Here is a 17,533-nt window from a genome sequence, read left to right on the forward strand (position 1 = left end):
AACTTGAAGCTGCCCAGAGGGCCACCTATGAGCTATGTGATCGACCGACGCCTTAATGGCAAGAACAAAAGCACGGTGAACCGCCAGCGGTTTCTGCGGCGTTACCGCGACCATATCAAGAAGGCCGTCGAAGAGGCGGTCAGTCGCCGTTCCATTACCGACATGGAACATGGCGAGCAGATCAGCATCCCCGGACGCGACATCGACGAGCCGGTGCTTCACCACGGGCGTGGCGGCAAACAGACTGTCGTGCACCCCGGCAACAAGGAATTCACCAGCGGCGAACACATTCCGCGTCCGCAAGGCGGAGGTGGCGGGAGAGGTCCAGGCAAGGCCGGTAACTCCGGCGAGGGCATGGACGAATTCGTGTTCCAGATTACCCAGGAGGAATTCCTGGAGTTCATGTTCGAGGACCTCGAGCTGCCGAATCTGGTCAAGCGCAACCTGACCGGCACCGATACGTTCAAGACGGTGCGCGCCGGCATCAGCAATGAAGGCAATCCTTCGCGTATCAACATTATCCGTACGCTTCGCTCGGCCCATGCCCGGCGCATCGCGCTGTCTGGCAGCAGCCGGGCAAAGTTGCGCGAGACAAAGGAGGAGCTCGCCCGCCTCAAGCGCGAAGAACCCGACAATTTTGGCGATATTCAGGAGCTGGAAGCGGAGATCGAAAAACTTAGCGCGCGGATTCACCGTGTGCCATTTCTCGATACCTTCGACCTCAAGTACAACCTGCTGGTGAAACAACCCAACCCCAGCTCCAAGGCCGTGATGTTCTGCCTGATGGACGTGTCGGGGTCCATGACCCAGGCCACCAAGGATATTGCCAAGCGTTTCTTCATCCTGTTGTACCTGTTCCTCAAACGGAACTACGACAAGATCGATGTGGTGTTCATCCGCCACCACACCAGCGCCAGGGAAGTGGACGAAGAGGAGTTCTTCTATTCCCGGGAAACCGGCGGCACGATCGTTTCCAGTGCCCTGAAGTTGATGCAGGAAATCATGGCCGAACGCTATCCGGCCAATGAATGGAACATCTACGCCGCCCAGGCGTCCGACGGCGACAACTGGAACGATGATTCACCCATTTGCCGCGACATCCTGATCAACCAGATCATGCCGTTCGTCCAGTACTACACCTATGTGGAAATTACTCCACGGGAACATCAGGCCTTGTGGTACGAATATGAACGCATTGCCGAAGCGTTTTCCGACACATTTGCCCAGCAGCAACTGGTCTCGGCCGGGGACATCTACCCGGTCTTCCGTGAACTCTTCCAGCGCAGGTTAGTGACATGACCGCCAAAAAAGAGCAGAAGCGTCAACCCATCTCCACCGGCTCCGAATGGACGTTCGAGCTGATCCAGGCCTACGACCGGGAAATCAGCCGTATCGCGGACCGTTATGCCCTGGACACTTACCCGAACCAGATCGAGGTGATCACCGCCGAGCAGATGATGGACGCCTACGCGTCGGTCGGCATGCCTTTGGGCTATCACCACTGGTCCTACGGCAAGCACTTCCTCAGTACCGAGAAGTCCTACAGCCGCGGCCAGATGGGGTTGGCCTATGAGATCGTGATCAACTCCGACCCTTGCATCGCCTACCTGATGGAAGAAAACACCATCTGCATGCAGGCCTTGGTGGTGGCCCATGCTTGCTACGGCCACAACAGCTTCTTCAAGGGTAATTACCTGTTTCGCACCTGGACCGATGCCAGCTCAATCATCGATTACCTGGTATTTGCCAAGCAATACATCATGCAATGCGAGGAGCGTCACGGCATCGATGCCGTGGAAGACCTGCTGGACTCCTGCCACGCGCTGATGAACTACGGCGTGGACCGCTACAAACGACCGTATCCGATTTCCGCCGAAGAAGAACGCCGGCGTCAAAAGGATCGCGAAGAACATCTGCAAAAGCAGATCAACGATCTGTGGCGCACCATTCCCAAAGGGGCCGACAAGTACAGCGAGAAAGACAACGCGCGCTTCCCTGCCGAGCCTCAGGAAAACATCCTCTATTTCATTGAAAAACACGCTCCGCTGCTGGAGCCGTGGCAGAGGGAGATCGTGCGCATCGTGCGCAAGATCGCTCAATATTTTTATCCGCAACGCCAGACCCAGGTCATGAACGAAGGCTGGGCCACGTTCTGGCATTACACGCTCATGAACGACCTGTACGACGAAGGCCTGGTCACCGACGGTTTTATGATGGAGTTCCTCACGTCCCACACCAGCGTGGTGTTCCAGCCCGGTTTCGACAGCCCGTATTACAGCGGCATCAACCCTTATGCACTGGGCTTTGCCATGTACCGCGATATCCGGCGCATGTGTGAAAACCCCACAGAGGAGGATCGGCGCTGGTTCCCGGACATCGCCGGCTCGGACTGGTTGTCCGCTATCAAATTCGCCATGAGCAGCTTCAAGGACGAGAGCTTCATCCTCCAGTACCTCTCGCCCAAGGTCATCCGCGACCTGAAACTGTTCAGCATCCTCGATGATGACCAGAAAGATGACCTGCTGGTGCCTGCCATCCACGATGAAAGCGGTTATCGCGTCATCCGCGAGACACTGGCGGCGCAATACAACCTGGGCAACCGCGAACCCAACGTTCAGATCTACAGCATCGATCGCCGGGGCGATCGCTCGCTGACGCTGCGCCATCAGGCGCATGATCGCAAACCGTTGGGCGACTCAACCGATGAAGTCCTCAAGCACCTGCACCGCCTCTGGGGTTTCGACATCCATCTCGAAACCCTGCAAGGCGAGCAGGTGATGAAAACCCATCACGTGCCCCCCAGAACCGAGCAAACCGAAGGAGATTATGGCCGGTTGGACTTGGCTGTCATTCATCTTTGAACCCGTTTTCACCTCCGAAGGCCTGGCGCAAAGGTTATCCTGTCAGACCAACGGAGGTTTTTTATGCAGATCTATAAAGTCGGCGGCGCCGTTCGCGATCGCCTGCTGGGCATTCCTGTCACCGACATTGATCGGGTCGTGGTGGGGGCTACGGCCGAGGATATGCTCGCCAAGGGCTTTCGCCCGGTGGGAGCTGACTTTCCGGTATTCCTTGATCCCAAGACCGGGGAGGAATACGCCCTCGCCCGCACAGAACGCAAAAGTGGCCGCGGTTATGGCGGCTTCGTGTTCCATGCCAGCCCTGAAGTGACCCTCGAAGAAGACCTGATCCGCAGGGACCTGACGATCAACGCCATGGCCGAAGATGACCATGGCAATCTTACCGACCCGTATCACGGCCAACGCGATCTCAAAGCCCGCCTGCTACGTCATGTTTCCCCCGCGTTCGCCGAAGATCCACTCAGGGTCCTGCGGGTTGCCCGCTTTGCCGCGCGCTATGCTCCGCTCGGTTTCAAAGTGGCGGACGAAACCCTGGAACTGATGCGCCAGCTCAGCGACTCGGGCGAACTGCAAGCCTTGACCGCCGAACGCAGCTGGAAAGAAATTTCCCGCGCTCTCATGGAAAAACAACCGCAGGTGTTTATCCAGGTCCTGCGCGATTGCACAGCCCTCAAAGTCTTGATGCCCGAGGTGGATGCACTGTTCGGCGTGCCGCAACCCGAGGCCCATCACCCTGAAATCGACACCGGCGTCCATACCCTGAGCGTGCTGGAGCAGGCCGCGCTGCATGAACAGCCCCTGACAGTTCGTTGGGCGTGCCTGCTGCATGACTTGGGCAAAGGCCTGACGCCCGCGCACGAATGGCCCCGGCATATCGCCCATGAACACACGGGCCTGAAGCTGATCAAGGCGGTCAATGAACGTTTCAAGGCGCCGCGCGACTGTCAGGAGTTGGCTTTATTGGTCGGTCAATACCATACCCACGGCCATCGTGCGCTTGAGCTGAAGGCATCCACTTTGCTTGAGCTGTTGCAGAGTTTTGACGTGTATCGCCGCCCTCAGCGCTTCGAGGAGTTCATCGCCGCGTGCGAGATGGATGCGCGCGGCCGCAAGGGCCTGGAGAGTCGAAGTTATCCACAGGCGGATTACCTGCGTGGAGCGGCAGCGGCCGCACGCGGAGTAGCGGTGCAGCCCTTGCTGGAAAAAGGCTTCAAGGGACCTGAACTGGGCGAGGCGATCAAGCGCGAGCGTCTTCGGGCATTGAAAGCGTATAAAGACGCGGCGAGCTGAGAAAGCTTTGTATCGGCTTGCATCTCGGCCATCGCGAGCAGGCTCGCTCCCACAGGCATCGCGGGCCGCTCAGGCGCAATGTCGGAGCGAGCCTGCTCGCGATGACGTCAGAGGCCTGACAGCAGCTCCAAAGGCGTGAGCGGTACACCCCGCCATTCAAAAGCCACCGGAGCCAACACCTGGTCAATCTGCGACTCATCCCACAAAGTCGCGAAGCTTTTGCCTACGCCAGGATGTATCCGATCGGGTGCAATCAACGACAATGGCCACAGGACAAAGGCGTTCTTGAGAATTTCGGCGCGGGGCAGGATCAAGCCGTCGAAATTGCCGACCTGCTCGCCATACAACAACACGTCGATATCCAGCGGCAGCCCTTTACGGTCCGGCGCATAACGACCGTTGTCTGCTTCGATGAACTTGAGGCGACGGTCCAGCTCCATCAGCGGCAGATCCGTGTAGGCAGCTACGACGAAATTGAAAAAAGGCCCGCTCTTGATCCCCACCGGCTGGCTCTCGAACACCGCCGAACAGCGTATGTCCACCAGGAAACCGGCAAGGGCTTCGAGACCTGCGCACAAGTGGGCTTCGCGCTCGATATTGCTGCCGAGCCCGAGAAAAACCTGAGTCAGCGACATCCGCGCTCGATCTCCACGCCCACGCCACTGGCGGCCGGCACAGCGCCGGGCTTGGTCACTTTCAGACGCAGCCAGGTAATCTTGAACTCCTCCATCAGCGCCTGGGCCAGTCGTTCGGCAAAGGTCTCGACCAATTGGAACTGGGCTTGCTCGGCAAATGCCTGGATGCGCGACGATACGCTGGCGTAGTCGAGCGCCAGGGTCAGGTCATCGCCGGCGGCGGCCGGACGGTTATCCCAGGCGAAACTCAGATCCAGCCGCAGACACTGGCGGATGCCGCGCTCCCAGTCGTAGGCACCAATGACCGTGTCGACTTCCAGGCCTTCGATAAACACTCTGTCCAAGCACTCTTCTCCGCAGCACGACAAGGGCGCAATGCGCCGTTAGAATCAGGGCGTCCTCGCCCGGAATAGTTAGCATGTTTTGGTTACTGGCGACTTTCGCCTACCTGCTCGGCTCGCTGTCCTTCGCCATTTTGCTCAGCCGCCTGACCGGTCGCCCGGATCCGCGAATGAGTGGCTCGGGCAATGCCGGCGCCACCAACATGCTGCGCCTGGCCGGACGCAAACTTGCCATCCTGACCTTGCTTGGCGACCTCTGCAAAGGCCTTGTCCCGGTTCTGCTCGCCAATCTTGCAGGACTTTCGTTGCAGCAACAGGCCTGGATCGGTGTCTGCGCCGTCCTCGGTCACTTGTTCCCGCTGTACTTTCGCTTTCGCGGCGGCAAGGGTGTCGCCACCGCCGCCGGCATGCTGCTGGGTCTGTATCCACCCGCCGCCCTGCTGGCCGTCGCTGCCTGGCTGCTGACGTTCTACCTGACCCGTACCAGCTCCCTGGCCGCCCTGATCGCCACACCGCTGATCCTGCCATTGCTGGCCTGGCAGGAGCCGGCGGCCTTGCTGCCGGTGACGGCACTCGTTGCACTGATCGTCTGGCGCCACCGGGGCAATCTACGCGACCTGTTTGCCGGGCGCGAACGGCATTTTTAATCCAATCGCCCTACAGCGGTGACAACTGCTCCATGGGCCAGCGCGCCTGCACGCTGATTGCCAGGCTTTCGTGCTGGCCGGCTTGCAAACGCTGGCATCCGGCGAAGGCAATCATCGCCCCGTTATCTGTGCAGAACTCCGGCCTGGCGTAGTAAACGTCGCCGTTCATGCTGCCAAGCATGTTCTCTAGTGACACGCGCAAAGCCTTGTTCGCACTGACTCCGCCAGCGATCACCAGACGCTTGAGTCCGGCCTGTTTCAGGGCCCGCTTGCACTTGATGGTCAAAGTCTCCACCACCGCCTGCTGGAACGCCAGCGAGATGTCGCAACGGGCTTGCTCGCCGTCGTCTCCGGCGCTGACGCATTGCTGCCAGGTGTTCAGGGCGAAGGTTTTCAGGCCGCTGAAGCTGAAATCCAGGCCGGGGCGGTCACACATCGGCCGCGGGAAGACGAAACGCCCTTCCACTCCGTGGGCCGCCAACCGTGCGATTTCCGGTCCGCCCGGGTAATTGAGGCCCATCATCTTCGCGGTCTTGTCGAAGGCTTCACCGGCAGCGTCGTCCAGGGTTTCCCCCAACAGTTCGTATTGGCCGATGCCATCGACCCGGACCAACTGGGTATGACCGCCAGAGACCAACAAAGCGACGAACGGAAACTCCGGCGGTTGCGGCTCCAGCATCGGCGCCAGCAAATGACCTTCCATGTGATGCACACCCAAGGCCGGGATACCCCAGGCGAAGGCGAGCGCCTGGGCACAGGAAGCACCCACCAGCAGCGCGCCCACCAGGCCCGGCCCGGCGGTGTAGGCAATGGCGTCGATCTCGGTCGGCACACAGCCGGCCTCGGCCAGGACCTGGCGAATCAAGGGCAGCATGCGCTTGACGTGATCGCGGGACGCAAGCTCGGGCACCACGCCGCCATAGGCGCGGTGCAGGTCGATCTGGCTGAACAGCGCATCGGCCAACAGGCCGCGTTCACTGTCGTATAATGCGACACCGGTTTCGTCGCAGGAGGTTTCTAATCCCAGTACTAGCATGGGTTTGCGCCTTGTAGAGGCTGAATTCGAAGGCGCGCATAATAGTCGTCACGTTGTGCCCCGACCAGCGGTTTTCGATCAGAGGCTTTGCATTCCGAGCGATGAGGGGTTAACATCCGCAACCCTTAAAAACCGACGTCTTCAAGTGCTCTTTTGCCGCGAGGATGTTGACCCCGGTAATGAATGAAGGTAGCTCTGGATGCCAGCCGTCAAAGTAAAAGAGAACGAACCCTTCGACGTAGCTCTGCGTCGTTTCAAGCGCTCCTGCGAAAAAGCCGGTGTTCTGGCTGAAGTTCGTAGCCGCGAATTCTACGAGAAGCCGACTTCCGAGCGTAAGCGCAAAGCAGCAGCCGCTGTTAAGCGTCACGCCAAGAAAGTTCAGCGCGAACAGCGCCGCGCCGTACGTCTGTACTAATACACAGACGTCCGTAGCAAGCTTCTGCCAAGCCCGGCCCTCAAGCCGGGCTTATGGCATTTGCGGAAAACGCTTGATGCTTCACTGTCAAAGTCGCACATGCGACCGAGACAACCTGCTTTACCACGTCAGACCTGGCTCTTTTGCCAGCGGTGCACGTCTCTTCTGACGAGCCTTCCAAGGCTACTGACGAGCACACCCTGATTCCTCTAACGACGATCAGCCCAAGGCACCTGCTTGCGTGCCCGCCTGATGATCCGAGGCCTGAACGGCCGTTACCGGACTCAGCGCAACATATTCAAACAGTCGAATACTGATTAGTGATTAACGTCAGTGGACTATCGGCAGATACACTTCCCGACAGCGATGATGCAGACGACCCGGTCGAGCCACCGTTTTACCGTGCCTCAAGACCAAGAGTCGGTTACGCCTGCTGATTTCGGGTCCATATTTCGCGCAGTGATGATGAGAACGCCATGGCCGGGCTGATTCCCCAGAGCTTTATTGACGACCTCCTGAACCGCACCGACATCGTCGATGTGGTCAGCTCTCGCCTGCAAATGAAAAAAGCCGGCAAGAATTACACGGCCTGCTGCCCGTTCCACAAGGAAAAGACCCCGTCCTTCAGCGTCAGCCCCGACAAACAGTTTTACTACTGTTTCGGCTGTGGCGCTGGCGGCAATGCCCTCGGCTTCATCATGGACCACGACAACCTGGACTTCCCCCAGGCTGTCGAAGAACTGGCCAAAGCCGCCGGCATGGAAATTCCCCGCGAGGAAAGTGGCCGAGCGCACAAACCGCGCCAACCCACCGACTCGCCGCTCTACCCATTGCTGACTGCGGCGGCCGATTTTTATCGCCAGGCCCTCAAAAGCCATCCTGCCCGCAAGGCAGCCGTGGATTATCTCAAGGGCCGCGGCCTGACCGGGGAAATCGCCCGGGATTTCGGCCTCGGCTTTGCCCCACCCGGCTGGGACAATCTGTACAAGCACTTAAGCAGCGACACCTTGCAGCAGCGCGCGATGATCGACGCCGGCCTGCTGATCGAGAATGCCGAAACCGGCAAGCGCTATGATCGCTTCCGCGACCGGGTAATGTTCCCGATCCGTGACACGCGCGGACGGATCATCGCGTTTGGCGGCAGGGTCCTGGGCGACGACAAACCCAAGTATCTGAACTCCCCGGAGACCCCGGTATTCCATAAAGGACAGGAACTCTACGGGCTGTACGAAGCGCGCAAGAACAACCGCAACCTCGACGAAATCATCGTCGTCGAAGGTTACATGGACGTGATCGCCCTGGCCCAGCAAGGTTTGCGCAATGCCGTTGCGACCCTGGGCACCGCCACCAGCGAAGAGCACATGAAGCGCCTGTTTCGCGTCGTGCCCAGCGTGCTGTTCTGCTTCGACGGCGATCAGGCCGGCCGCAATGCCGCCTGGCGAGCACTGGAAGCGACATTGCCATGCCTGCAGGATGGGCGGCGAGCGCGCTTTCTGTTTTTACCCGAGGGCGAGGACCCGGATACCCTGGTGCGCTCCGAAGGCACCGATGCTTTCCGTGCGCGGATCAACCAGCACGCGCAACCGCTGGCCGATTATTTTTTCCAGCAGTTGACCGAAGAAGCCGATCCACGCTCCCTCGAAGGCAAGGCCCATATGGCCACCCTCGCGGCACCGTTGATCGACAAGGTACCCGGCGCCAACTTGCGCACACTGATGCGCCAGCGTCTGACCGAAATCACCGGCCTGAACAGTGAAGCGGTCAATCAGTTGGTCCACAGCGCCCCCCAGGAAGCACCGCCGGCTTACGACCCAGGCATTGATTACGACGCGATGCCGGATTTCGCCGACTATCATCAACCTCAGCAGGACTACGCGCCTGCGCAGGAATGGACACCCAAGAAACCGGGCAGCGGCGGCAAGAAATGGGACAAAAAACCCTGGGACAAGAACGGTAAGCGCGGCGATCGCGACCAGCCACGTGCCCCGCGCGTGCCGGCCGCCGTCGAACCACCAACACTGGCCGCCCTGCGGACTTTGCTGCACCACCCGCAACTGGCTGAAAAGGTCGAGGACGCCGGGCACTTCGCCGCCGAGGACCACAGCAATACGCAATTGCTGATCGCACTCCTTGAAGCCGTGCAGAAGAACCCCAAACTTAACTCTTTCCAGTTGATCGCCCGGTGGCACGGCACCGAACAAGGGCGCCTGTTGAAGGCCCTGGCCGAGAAGGAATGGTTGATTGATGGAGACAACCTTGAACAACAGTTTTTCGACACCATTACTAGCTTGTCCGCCCGCCAACGCGAGCGAAATCTGGAACAACTTCTGCGAAAAGCTCGCCAGAGCGAGTTGACCAGCGAAGAGAAAAACCAATTGCGCGATTTACTCAGCCGCAATGTTTGCGCATCAAACCCGACCTCAACTGGCGCGTGAGGTCACAGCTCAGGTATAATCCTCGGCTTGTTTTTTGCCCGCCAAGACCTTCAGTGGATAGGGTGTTATGTCCGGAAAAGCGCAACAGCAGTCTCGTATCAAAGAGTTGATCCTATTGGGTCGTGAGCAGGGCTACCTGACTTACGCGGAGGTCAACGACCACCTGCCGGAGGATATTTCAGATCCGGAACAGGTGGAAGACATCATCCGCATGATCAACGACATGGGGATCAACGTATTCGAGGTTGCTCCAGATAAGGATGCCCTTATGCTGGCCGACGCCGATACCGACGAGGCGGCCGCTGAAGAAGCGGCCGCAGCGTTGGCAGCGGTCGAGACCGACATTGGTCGCACCACCGATCCCGTGCGCATGTACATGCGTGAAATGGGTACGGTAGAGCTCCTCACGCGTGAAGGCGAAATCGAAATCGCCAAGCGCATTGAAGAAGGCATCCGCGAAGTGATGGGCGCAATCGCGCACTTCCCTGGCACGGTTGACCATATTCTCTCCGAGTACACCCGCGTCACCACCGAAGGTGGCCGCCTGTCCGACGTCCTGAGCGGTTACATCGACCCGGACGACGGTATCGCGCCGCCTGCAGCCGAAGTGCCGCCGCCGATCGACGCGAAAGCCGCCAAGGCCGACGACGACACCGATGACGACGACGCCGAAGCCAGCGACGACGAAGAAGAAGCCGAAAGCGGTCCGGATCCGGTCATCGCTGCCCAGCGTTTCGGCGCTGTGGCCGACCAGATGGAAATCACCCGCAAGGCGCTGAAGAAGCATGGCCGCAACAACAAGCAGGCAATTGCCGAGCTGTTGGCACTGGCCGAGCTGTTCATGCCGATCAAACTGGTGCCAAAGCAATTCGAAGGCCTGGTCGAGCGTGTCCGCGGCGCCCTGGATCGTCTGCGTCAGCAAGAGCGCGCGATCATGCAACTGTGCGTGCGTGATGCCCGCATGCCACGTGCTGATTTCCTGCGTCAGTTCCCTGGCCACGAAGTCGACGAAAGCTGGACCGATGCACTGGCCAAAGGCAAAAGCAAATACGCTGAAGCCATTGCCCGCCTGCAACCGGACATCATTCGTTGCCAGCAGAAGCTGACCGCGCTGGAGGCCGAAACCGGCCTGACCGTCGCCGAGATCAAGGACATCAACCGTCGCATGTCGATCGGTGAGGCCAAGGCCCGCCGCGCGAAGAAAGAGATGGTCGAAGCGAACTTGCGTCTGGTGATCTCCATCGCCAAGAAGTACACCAACCGCGGCCTGCAATTCCTCGATCTGATCCAGGAAGGCAACATCGGCCTGATGAAAGCGGTGGACAAGTTCGAATACCGTCGCGGCTACAAGTTCTCGACTTATGCCACCTGGTGGATCCGTCAGGCGATCACTCGCTCGATCGCCGACCAGGCCCGCACCATCCGTATTCCGGTGCACATGATCGAGACCATCAACAAGCTCAACCGCATTTCCCGGCAGATGTTGCAGGAGATGGGTCGTGAACCGACTCCGGAAGAGCTGGGCGAACGCATGGAAATGCCTGAGGACAAAATCCGCAAGGTATTGAAGATCGCCAAAGAGCCGATCTCCATGGAAACCCCGATCGGTGATGACGAAGACTCCCATCTGGGTGACTTCATCGAAGACTCCACCATGCAGTCGCCGATCGATGTCGCCACCGTTGAGAGCCTCAAGGAAGCGACTCGCGAAGTGCTCTCCGGCCTCACTGCCCGTGAAGCCAAGGTACTGCGCATGCGTTTCGGCATCGACATGAATACCGACCACACCCTTGAGGAAGTCGGTAAGCAGTTTGACGTAACCCGCGAGCGGATTCGTCAGATCGAGGCCAAGGCCTTGCGCAAATTGCGCCACCCGACGCGAAGCGAGCACCTGCGCTCCTTCCTCGACGAGTGATGTTAAAAACCCCCGGCCCTGCCGGGGGTTTTGTTATGTGCAGATAAAATCCCCCCGCTACGCCCCCCCGCCCTATTGCCCGTCTACACTCGAAACATCCTCCCCAAGCCATGACGAGACCGTGATGCCCAGACTGACGGCCGTGATTTTGCTGTCATTGATGAGCTGGACCGCAACGGCTGGCGCGCTGACGCTCACCGACGAAGAGCGCCGCTGGCTCAAGGACCACCCCGACCTGCGCCTGGGTGTCGACGCCTCCTGGCCACCGTTCGAATTTCGCGACGATCAGGGGCGGTATCAGGGCCTGGCCGCCGACTACGTGGATGTTATCCGCGAGCGGCTGGCTGTCACGCTCACGCCTATCGAGCCCGTCAGCTGGACGATGGTGCTGGAGCAGGTCGCACAGGGCAAAATCGATCTTTTACCCGGCATCATGTCCACGCCCGAACGTCAGAACTACCTGGCCTTCACCCGCCCATATCTGGACTTTCCCATCGTCATCCTGGCCCATCATGGCGGTGCAGAACCTCATAACCTTGAGGATTTGTACGGGCTGAAAATCGCCGTGGTGGAAAACTATGCGCCCCACGAACTGTTGCGCAACCACCATCCAGACCTGAATCTGGTGGCGCTGCCCAATGTCAGCTCAGCCTTGCAAGCCTTGGCCACAGATAAAGTGGATGCGGTGGTGGGCGACCTGGCTTCCAGTGTCTGGAGCCTGCGCCAACTCAAGCTTGACGGGCTCTATGTCAGCGGAGAAACACCCTATCGCTATCAACTGGCCATGGGCGTCCCCCGGGAGAACAGGATACTGGTGGGTATCCTGGACAAGGTGATAGCGGACATGAGCCCGGCCCAGATCAGCGAAATCCAGGAGAAATGGGTCGGCAATGTCCGAGATTACCGAAGGTTCTGGTCAGACCTGCTGGTTTACGGCTTGCCTGCGCTGCTCCTCTTGAGCGGTGTCCTTGCGGCGGTGATTCGCATCAATCGCCGCCTCAGCTCAGAGATCGCGCGACGAGTCGATCTGGAACAAGAACTGCGCAGCAGCGAATACCACTACCGCGGGCTGGTGGAGAGCCTTTCAGCAATTGCCTGGGAGGCAAGGGTCAGTGACTTCACCTACAGCTACGTGTCGCCTCACGCCGAAGATCTGCTCGGTTATCCCCTCTCCCACTGGCTGATTCCAGGGTTCTGGCGCAACATCATTCATCCTGCCGACCTGATTCGCGCCCAGAGCTATTGTGAGCATGAAGTGCTGGCGGGCCGGGACCATTGCATTGATTACCGCGTGATCACTGCTGACGGCCGCTGCCTGTGGGTGCGCGATATTGTCAGCCTGATCGAACACGGCCACGAACCGGTGATGCGCGGGCTGATGATCGACATCAGCGAAGCCAAACGCACCGAGGAAGCCCTGCGCCTCTCCGAGCAAAAATTCGCCTCGGTATTTCGTCAATGTCCGGACATCCTGGTGATAGCGCGCCTGATGGACGGTTGCCTGCTGGAGGTCAACAAAGCCTTCGAGGAGCAGATTGGCCTGAGCGCCGCAGAGGTGGTGGGCCAAACCGCGACCGAACTGAACATCTGGGGCATCCAGGACGTCGGCCCGGGCCTGCTGCAACGATTACAGGCCGGCAGTATCCGCAATCTGGAGATGCCTTTCCGTCGCAGCAATGGCCAGGTGTTCACCGGGCTGATCTCGGCCGAACCCTTCGACCTCGACACCACCCCAGCCCTGGTCGTGGTAGTGCGTGATATCAGCCAGCTCAAGGAAACACAGCAGCAGTTGCAGACTTCCGAAGAGAAGTTCGCCAAGGCCTTTCATGCCTCGCCCGACGGCCTGCTACTGTCCCGGCAAAGCGACGGCCTGCTGATTGAGGTCAACGAAGGCTTCAGCCGTATTACCGGTTTCAATAGCGCCTTGTCGGTGGACCGTTCCACCCTGGACCTGGGTATCTGGGTCAACCTCAATGAGCGCAAACAGATGCTCGACCAATTGCAACGAGACGGTTATGTCAGGGACTTCAGATGTCATATACGCCGTAACGATGGGCAGATAAGGCTCTGCGAAGTGTCCAGCCGCCCTCTGCCCATCGGCAACGAAGACTGCATGCTGACCATCGCCCGGGACATCACCGAACGCCACCTGATGCAGGAAAAACTGCAACAGGCAGCCACCGTGTTCGAAAGCACTGCCGAAGGCGTGCTGATCACCGATACACAACAGCACATCAGCGCGGTGAACCGCGCCTTCAGCGAGATCACCGGCTATAGCGAAACCGAAGCCTTGGGTCACACGCCGCGGCTGTTGGCTTCCGGCCTGCATGACAGTGCGTTCTATGCCGCAATGTGGCACCAGTTGACCGCCGAGGGACACTGGCAGGGGGAGATTTCCAACCGGCGTAAAAACGGCGAGTTGTATCCCAGTTGGCTGACCATCAGCGCGGTGCGTAACCGGGATCGGGAAATCACCCATTTCGTTGCGGTCTTTGCCGATATTTCCAGCCTCAAGCACGCCCAGGCCCGACTCGATTACCAGGCGCACCACGACCCGCTCACCGGCCTGCCAAATCGCACATTGTTCGAAAGCCGATTACTGACGGCGCTCAACAGCCAGCAGGAAGATGGCGGCCAGGGTGCGGTGCTGTTCCTGGACCTGGACCGCTTCAAGCACATCAATGACAGCTTGGGACACCCGGTGGGAGATCTGCTCCTCAAGGGTATCGCCGTGCGCCTGCGCGAGCAGTTGCGCGATATCGATACCGTGGCGCGCCTGGGGGGTGACGAATTCATCATCCTGCTGCCAGGCCTGCAACAACCCAGCGACGCCGAACACATTGCCCAAAAACTGTTGAATTGCTTTGCCGCACCGTTCCAGGCCGGTGAACATGAGTTTTTCATCAGCGCCAGCATCGGCACCAGCCTGTACCCACAGGATGGCTGCGACGTCGCCACGCTGGTCAAGAATGCCGACGCGGCGATGTACCGCTCCAAGGCCAAGGGCCGCAACCGGGTTGAAAGCTACACCCGCGACCTCACCGCCCAGGCCAGTGAGCGGGTGGCACTGGAACACGAGTTGCGACGCGCCATCGAGCGCAACGAATTATCGTTGTCCTTCCAACCCAAATTCAGCCTTGCCGACAATCGCCTGGTGGGCGCCGAGGCGCTGATTCGCTGGACCCACCCCACATTTGGCGACGTACCGCCGGAGCATTTCATCCCGCTGGCCGAAGAAAACGGCATGATCCTGCAGATTGGCGACTGGGTACTGGAACATGCCTGTCGACAACTGTCCGAATGGAACGACGCCTACGAAAGCCTCGGCCCGCTGTCGGTCAACCTTGCCGGAGCCCAATTGCGCCAACCCAACCTGCTGGGGCGTATCGAACAGTTGCTGCGTGAGCACCACCTCAAGCCCGGCTTGTTGCAACTGGAAATTACCGAAAACTTCATCATGAGCCAGGCCGAAGAAGCCCTCGCGGTGCTGCACCAGCTGAAAAAACTCGGTGTGCAACTGGCGATAGACGACTTCGGCACCGGCTACTCCTCCCTGAGCTATCTCAAGCGTTTGCCACTGGACTTCCTCAAGATCGACCAGTCCTTCGTCCGTGGCCTGCCCGATGACCCGCACGACGTGGCCATCGTGCGGGCAATCATCGCGCTGGGCCGCAGTATGCAATTCACCATCATCGCCGAAGGCGTCGAGACCCTGGCCCAACAACAATTCCTGGCTGAAGAAGGGTGCGAACAGATCCAGGGCTACATCGTCAGCCTGCCCCTGTGCGCCGAAGAGTTCGCCGCAACGTTTCTTCGTATGACCGTATCGGATTTTTCGGATAGCACAGCCGAGAAACCGTCGCTATAATCCGCGGCCTACTGAGGGCCTATAGCTCAGTTGGTTAGAGCAGAGGACTCATAATCCTTTGGTCCACGGTTCGAGTCCGTGTGGGCCCACCATACTCAAAGCCGCGCATTGCGCGGCTTTTGCGTTTTTGAGCGGCGAGACTGGGCGAACTGGCCAAAGGTCTTCATAAACAACCGCTGCGCAATAAGCACGTCATCCATGCGATGTATACCCGCCCAGCTATAGTGAATTTCGCCTATACCGGACGTTTAGAAGATCAAACTGGCAGTAGCACTCAACTGAACAGACATTGGGCAGCCCCTGAGGCTGATTAAGCACAACTCTCAGGGCGCCGAAAGTACCGCTCTGTAGTACAGTTGCGCCCGCCAGGGCCCGGCCACTGCCAGCGATAAAGGTCGGTTTAGCCCTCGAACGACTCGACGGTGCCATATGGCGGGTTTTCGGATCGGGAACGATCGGCGGCACCGAAACGTCCGAAGACGCGAAATCGGATGTAAAACCAGGCATAAACTGATCGCGGGACGCTCAAGAGAGCGATTCCGCCGATAATAAGAAATATAGGAGAAACAGATGGAATTCCTGCAAACGCTGTTTGGGTATGTCGACAGCCTCACGTGGGGGTGGTCGCTCATACCCATTCTCGTGGTCTTCGGAGTGTTCATCACGATCATGTCGGGTTTCGTCCAGTTCGAATTCTTCGGCCGGATGTTCCGCGTGCTGTCAGGGAAGAACCAGAACAGCGACCCCAATAACCTCAGCGCGCGACAGGCGCTACTCGTATCCGTGGGCGGCCGCGTGGGCGGCGGAAACATTGCCGGTGTAGCCGTCGCGATCACGCTCGGTGGGCCCGGCGCGGTTTTCTGGATGTGGTGCATCGCGCTCGTCGGCATGGCGACAAGTCTCGTCGAATGTACGCTTGCCCAGATCTACAAGCGCACCGACGGGGAGCACTCCTTCCGTGGCGGCCCAGCCGACTATATCCGGCACGGCCTCGGCTCGAACTACAACTGGCTGGCGATAGTTTATGCAGTCTGCCTGCTGGCAGCCTTCGGCCTTGGCTTCAATGCCTTCCAAGGCAATACTGTGGCCGGCGCGATGCAGGATTCGTTCGGGATCAGCCGCCTTGTGACCGGGGCACTCCTGGTGCTTGTCACCGGTTTTGTGATCTTTGGTGGAATCAAGCGCATCGCCAAGGCGGCCGATGTCGTGGTGCCCGTCATGGCGCTGGGTTACCTGGCGCTTGCCCTGATCGTCATCGTGATGAACATCGGTGAAATTCCGGCGCTCTTCGTACGCATCGTCTCTAGCGCCTTCGGCTATGAAGAAGCCATCGCCGGTGGCATGGGGGCTGCGATTGCACAAGGCTTGCGCCGCGGGCTGTTCTCAAACGAGGCCGGGCTTGGTTCCGCACCGAACGTTGCAGCCACAGCGCTGGTACATCACCCGGTCAGCCAGGGCATCACCCAATCGTTCTCGGTCTTCATCGACACGATCGTGATTTGCTCGTGCACGGCTTTCATCATCCTGCTGGGTGATGTCTATGTTGCCGGTGCTACAGGTATCGACGGTGTCGTACTGACACAACAGTCACTGGCCAGCCATTTTGGTGAGTGGTCGCGCTACGCGTTGACTCTGGCGATCCTGCTCTTCGCCTTCTCGTCCATCATCTACAACGTCTATCTGGGTGAGAACGCACTGGCGGCCATCACCAAATCCAAACCGGCCCTGCTGGTGCTGCGCGTGTTTATCCTGGGCTTGATTTTCCTCGGCGCCGCGGCCCCGAACGCCACCTCGGTGTTCTTCTTCTCAGATCCGATGATGGGCATTCTGGCACTGGTGAACCTGATTGCGATTTTGATGCTGTTCCCTACCGCGATACGGGTGATCAACGACTTCCGCGCGCAGTTGAAAGCCGGTGTGGCAAGGCCGGTCTTCGATCCGGCAAATTTCCCCGACCTCGATCTCGACCGCAAGGCATGGGATACCAATCGCTGGAAATGATCCCGGCCCGGTCGCAGCCTGGATTGGGCTGTGGCCGCATCTGAAACGGGCTGATGCCAGCATCGTCAAATCTGCGGATACTGCCACCA

Annotated in this window: 12 protein-coding genes and 1 tRNA gene; 10 read left to right on the forward strand and 3 right to left on the reverse strand. The window is 59.2% G+C overall.

The genetic code is table 11. The features are described 5' to 3' along the window. The first annotated feature begins 27 nt into the window (after positions 1-27). The 3 genes from AC3I65_RS23890 to AC3I65_RS23900 all read left to right on the forward strand — a co-directional run bounded on the left by AC3I65_RS23890 (position 28) and on the right by AC3I65_RS23900 (position 4,151). The gene (locus tag AC3I65_RS23890; RefSeq protein WP_047228076.1) at positions 28-1,299 is read left to right on the forward strand and encodes a YeaH/YhbH family protein; all 1,272 of its coding nucleotides are present in this window, start codon (positions 28-30) and stop codon (positions 1,297-1,299) included. Then, complete coding sequence (locus AC3I65_RS23895; RefSeq protein WP_047228077.1) at positions 1,296-2,861, forward strand: SpoVR family protein; 1,566 nt, start codon at positions 1,296-1,298, stop codon at positions 2,859-2,861. The genes AC3I65_RS23890 and AC3I65_RS23895 overlap by 4 nt, the downstream gene beginning before the upstream one ends. Positions 2,862-2,924: 63 nt before the next feature. Next, a complete protein-coding gene (locus AC3I65_RS23900; protein WP_047228078.1) occupies positions 2,925-4,151 on the forward strand; it encodes a multifunctional CCA addition/repair protein in 1,227 nt (408 codons plus the stop codon). Between the two features lie 107 nt (positions 4,152-4,258). Here the strand turns inward: AC3I65_RS23900 and folK are convergent, their stop codons facing one another. Beyond that, positions 4,259-4,786: a 2-amino-4-hydroxy-6-hydroxymethyldihydropteridine diphosphokinase gene (folK, locus tag AC3I65_RS23905; protein WP_047228079.1), complete on the reverse strand. Its 528-nt coding sequence runs from the start codon at positions 4,784-4,786 to the stop codon at positions 4,259-4,261. Continuing rightward, the gene (gene folB, locus AC3I65_RS23910; RefSeq protein ID WP_186614295.1) at positions 4,777-5,130 is read right to left on the reverse strand and encodes a dihydroneopterin aldolase; all 354 of its coding nucleotides are present in this window, start codon (positions 5,128-5,130) and stop codon (positions 4,777-4,779) included. The genes folK and folB overlap by 10 nt, the downstream gene beginning before the upstream one ends. 74 nt (positions 5,131-5,204) lie before the next feature. Between folB and plsY the strand changes: the two genes are divergently transcribed. After that, positions 5,205-5,774 (forward strand): glycerol-3-phosphate 1-O-acyltransferase PlsY, encoded by a 570-nt coding sequence (gene plsY / locus AC3I65_RS23915; protein ID WP_047228080.1) that lies wholly within the window; start codon positions 5,205-5,207, stop codon positions 5,772-5,774. Between the two features lie 10 nt (positions 5,775-5,784). Here plsY and tsaD read toward each other — a convergent pair whose 3' ends face one another. Continuing rightward, on the reverse strand, positions 5,785-6,810 hold the full coding sequence (gene tsaD, locus AC3I65_RS23920) for a tRNA (adenosine(37)-N6)-threonylcarbamoyltransferase complex transferase subunit TsaD (RefSeq protein ID WP_047228081.1): 1,026 nt from the start codon (positions 6,808-6,810) through the stop codon (positions 5,785-5,787). Between the two features lie 199 nt (positions 6,811-7,009). On the opposite strand from tsaD, the gene rpsU reads away from it, so the two are divergent. The 6 genes from rpsU to AC3I65_RS23950 all read left to right on the forward strand — a co-directional run bounded on the left by rpsU (position 7,010) and on the right by AC3I65_RS23950 (position 17,444). Next, positions 7,010-7,225, forward strand: coding sequence for a 30S ribosomal protein S21 (gene rpsU, locus AC3I65_RS23925; RefSeq protein WP_002551877.1), 216 nt, complete (start codon positions 7,010-7,012; stop codon positions 7,223-7,225). A gap of 476 nt (positions 7,226-7,701) precedes the next feature. Then, entirely contained in the window at positions 7,702-9,660 is a 1,959-nt protein-coding gene (dnaG, locus tag AC3I65_RS23930; protein ID WP_047228082.1) for a DNA primase, read from the forward strand. 67 nt (positions 9,661-9,727) lie between these two features. Then, positions 9,728-11,575, forward strand: coding sequence for an RNA polymerase sigma factor RpoD (gene rpoD / locus AC3I65_RS23935; RefSeq protein WP_047228083.1), 1,848 nt, complete (start codon positions 9,728-9,730; stop codon positions 11,573-11,575). A gap of 124 nt (positions 11,576-11,699) precedes the next feature. Continuing rightward, the gene (locus tag AC3I65_RS23940; RefSeq protein WP_047228084.1) at positions 11,700-15,443 is read left to right on the forward strand and encodes a bifunctional diguanylate cyclase/phosphodiesterase; all 3,744 of its coding nucleotides are present in this window, start codon (positions 11,700-11,702) and stop codon (positions 15,441-15,443) included. A 15-nt stretch (positions 15,444-15,458) separates the two neighbouring features. Then, positions 15,459-15,535 (forward strand) — tRNA-Ile (locus tag AC3I65_RS23945). A 478-nt stretch (positions 15,536-16,013) separates the two neighbouring features. Continuing rightward, on the forward strand, positions 16,014-17,444 hold the full coding sequence (locus AC3I65_RS23950; RefSeq protein ID WP_107323002.1) for an alanine/glycine:cation symporter family protein: 1,431 nt from the start codon (positions 16,014-16,016) through the stop codon (positions 17,442-17,444). The last annotated feature ends 89 nt before the right edge of the window (positions 17,445-17,533 follow it).

It is taken from the genome of Pseudomonas sp. N-1-13 (assembly GCF_057787095.1).